The sequence below is a fragment of the Gilliamella sp. App2-1 genome (assembly GCF_001690255.1).
Lineage (GTDB): Bacteria > Pseudomonadota > Gammaproteobacteria > Enterobacterales > Orbaceae > Gilliamella > Gilliamella apicola_G.
This window is the reverse complement of the sequence record NZ_LZGR01000018.1, coordinates 1-3,104: the sequence shown is the minus strand read 5'-3', so window position 1 is coordinate 3,104 and position 3,104 is coordinate 1. Positions and strand designations below refer to the sequence as shown.

The following is a 3,104-nucleotide window of genomic DNA, read 5'->3' as shown; positions in this document are numbered from 1 at the left end:
AAACGGTCTTAACTGACGAACAGCAACAAAAAATCTACGAAGACGCCTACAAAGAAGCGATGAATCAAGGCATGTCGGCGATGGGCAGTGAAACCCGTCAAGGCATTGACATGGCGGTCAACCTGATTAACGGCATCATTAGTGGCGACATGACAGGGGCGGTTGCAGGGGCACTGGCACCAAAAATTGCCAGTGCCATAAAAAAACAAACCGAGCATTACAACCCTGAAACCGGCAAATGGGAAACAGACCACATTGCCAACACGGTCAGCCATGCCATCTTGGGCGGGGTGGTTGCGCAGCTGCAAGGCAACTTAGCCCTAGTGGGTGGCTTAGGCGCTGCCGCAAGTGAACGCAGTGCGGATGCTATTGCAGGTATCCTTTACCCCGATAAAGATATCAAAGACCTAAGCCAAGAAGAAAGACAACAAATCAGCGCCCTATCCCAACTCGCGACTGGCCTAGCTACCGCCGCGGCGGGTGGTGATGTTCAAGATATCAATACTGGCGTTGCGGCGGGGAAAAATGCGGTTGAGAATAATTCGTTACTTGGTGATAGGTTTCGTGAAAAACATAAAAACAGTGTTGAATACTGGAAAACAGAAATTAGAGAAAAAATTGGTGAAAATACAGCATCTCAAATTCTTAATGGGATAATGATGTCATATGGTGATGCGGTTGATTTTGGTGCTGGCGCTGCAGATACAGCATTAGATGCTATACTTGCATTAGGAAGTTGTACCATGGGGGCATCTTATTGCGATACTGCACTCGATGATTTAGGGAAAGCTAATAAAACTGCATCAGACGCAATGACTTCATTAATCAATGGTGATACGTGGGAGCATGTTCGTGATGTTTTTGCTAAAGCGCAAAAGGGAGAGCAACGATCACTAGAAGAAGTGGCTTCAATTCTAACCAGTATATTAGTACCATCAAAATTAGCAGGAAACGCCGGAAAGGTTGTTAATAATATTGATGATATTGTTCCACCTAAAGCTGGAAAGGGAACGAATCAAATAAAACCTACAGTTATTGCGGAATTAGAAGTTAATGGTAAAAAATTCACAGATACAAACCAAACAGCACGGGCGGCAGATAAAGCAAATGTAGATCAACCTACATTGATAAATGATAAGGTAACTAATAAAGAGATAAGTTCAGGTAAGCCTTATCCTAATGGAAATATGGCTACAGCCCATGCTGAAATAGGAGCGATTCAACAAGCTCACGATGCAGGTTTGGCCAAGGGGGCTGATTTGAATATCAATGTAAGTGGGAAAGATGTTTGTAGTTATTGCAAAGGTGATATAGCTGTAGCAGCTCAAGCTGCAGGAGCTAAATCAGTAACAATTAAAGCTATAGATGACAAAACAGGATTACCTAAGACATATATATGGAAGTCAGGAATGAAATCCATAAGAGAGGTGAAAAATAATGATTAAATTTGAGTTAGGTGGATATTTCTTTGAGAGAAATAGACGTATTCAATTACCGATAGTCAAAAAACCATCAATTGATGAGTTAGATAATTATTTGAATATTTTTAAATATAATTCTGGCGTATTCATTTTAGATAATGATCAAGAAGATAATAATACTCCTTATAAAATGATTCTTTATTCAGATAACCAACATTATTTAGTAATGTTGGAGACAATATTACAGGATGGTGATCTAGAGGTTAGAACATTCTTTAATCAATGTGAATGTTCTAAGATTATGCTCATATTAAACGAACCATATAATAATTCATTAGTAATCCAAGACTTTTTTTTGGTTAAAAGAGTTTTTAGTGAATTTTTTATTCATGGTGATGTTAGTCGAGAACTATTGAAATAAAATCTAGCGCCCTTTACTTGTAGTAGCTCAAACGTAACCCGACAAACCTATCCTATATTAGAGTATTCGTTATTAAAAAGTGACAGTTGACACTGTCACTAAATTTTATAATTAATTTTTTAATTGCTAATTTTGGCTTAGCACCACTTTTTAGTCATTATTGTTTTCATACGCCATGGTTAATAAATCCCGTTTACTGTATTTCTCATTGCACCATATATTCCTCTATTCAAAACACAAAAAACACATTAAGTTACGATTTTTACTTATTTTACTTACAAAAAATTGGTTAGGAAAAGTATTGATTTTATTTGATTTTTTTGTAATAGCAAAGATGTTATAAAATTAAAGTAGGTAACAACGCAGGATCCAATTATGACCGAAGTCAAAATGGAAAAACACCTAGAAAATTCACTTGAAGCTATCATCAACAATGGTAAAGAAAAAGGCAATATCAGCATTTCAACCGAACATCCATTGGATGATTTGCCGATCACCAACCCTATCCTTCAACCTGATAGCGTTGAAAAAACCGACGCGCCACTGATTGACACCAATCAAAAAGTGACTAGTGAAGATAGTCAGCATTATTGCGACAGGCAATGGGCAAAAAGAGCGAGGTGATATCAATATCATCGGCAGTCAGGTGTCAGCGGGTCATGATGCGAAGCTCAAGGCGAACCATAATGTTAACATCATCGGTCAAAAAAACACGATAAAAACCGAGAGCAAAGAAAAGAGCAGCAGTGGCTCGTTGGGGGTGGGTTATCAAGTTGGGGGAGAAAAAAATGGTCTTAACCTATCAGCCAATGCCAGCCAAAGCAAATCACGCGAAAAAGGCAATGGCACCGACTGGCGTGAAAGCGTGGTTGAAGCGGGCAATAAGCTTACTCTTATCACCGGTAATGACGCCAACATTGTGGCGGGACAAGTCAAAGGGGATAGGGTGGAAGCCGATATTGGTCATAACCTCAATATAGAATCGAAACAAGACCGCGATGAGTACCATTCCAAAAACAGCTCAACATCCTTGGGGGGCAGTGTTTCATGGGGGAGTACAAATGGCGCAAATGCTGCAGCAAGCCAAACCAAAATGGACAGCACTTGGCAAAGTGTGACGGACCAGTCGGGCATTTTTGCCGGCAAAGGGGGCTTTGACATCACGGTGGGCAACCACACCGACTTAAAAGGGGCAGTGATAGCCTCAGAAGCAAAAGACAAGAGCAAAAACCGTCTTGACACCGGCACAATCAGCTTTAGTG

At 40.1% G+C, this 3,104-nt stretch carries 4 protein-coding genes; all 4 read left to right on the top strand.

The features are described 5' to 3' along the window. On the top strand, window positions 1–1,445 hold a 1,445-nt coding region (locus A9G22_RS02215), incomplete at its 5' end, for a VENN motif pre-toxin domain-containing protein (protein ID WP_176700212.1). Continuing rightward, window positions 1,438–1,842 carry a DUF6911 family protein gene (locus A9G22_RS02210; RefSeq protein WP_075508274.1) on the top strand — a complete coding sequence of 135 codons (405 nt, stop codon included), beginning with the start codon at window positions 1,438–1,440 and terminating at the stop codon, window positions 1,840–1,842. The genes A9G22_RS02215 and A9G22_RS02210, both read left to right, overlap by 8 nt. Before the next feature lie 375 nt (window positions 1,843–2,217). Further along, on the top strand, window positions 2,218–2,466 hold the full coding sequence (locus A9G22_RS02205) for a hypothetical protein (RefSeq protein WP_075508273.1): 249 nt from the start codon (window positions 2,218–2,220) through the stop codon (window positions 2,464–2,466). Next, the coding region (locus A9G22_RS02200; protein ID WP_141669947.1) for a hemagglutinin repeat-containing protein at window positions 2,414–3,104 on the top strand (691 nt) is incomplete at its 3' end. The genes A9G22_RS02205 and A9G22_RS02200, both read left to right, overlap by 53 nt.

Coding starts and splice junctions, on each gene's coding strand:
- A9G22_RS02205 (WP_075508273.1), top strand. CDS start 2,218: ATGACCGAAGTCAAAATGGAAAAACACCTAGAAAATTCACTTGAAGCT.
- A9G22_RS02210 (WP_075508274.1), top strand. CDS start 1,438: ATGATTAAATTTGAGTTAGGTGGATATTTCTTTGAGAGAAATAGACGT.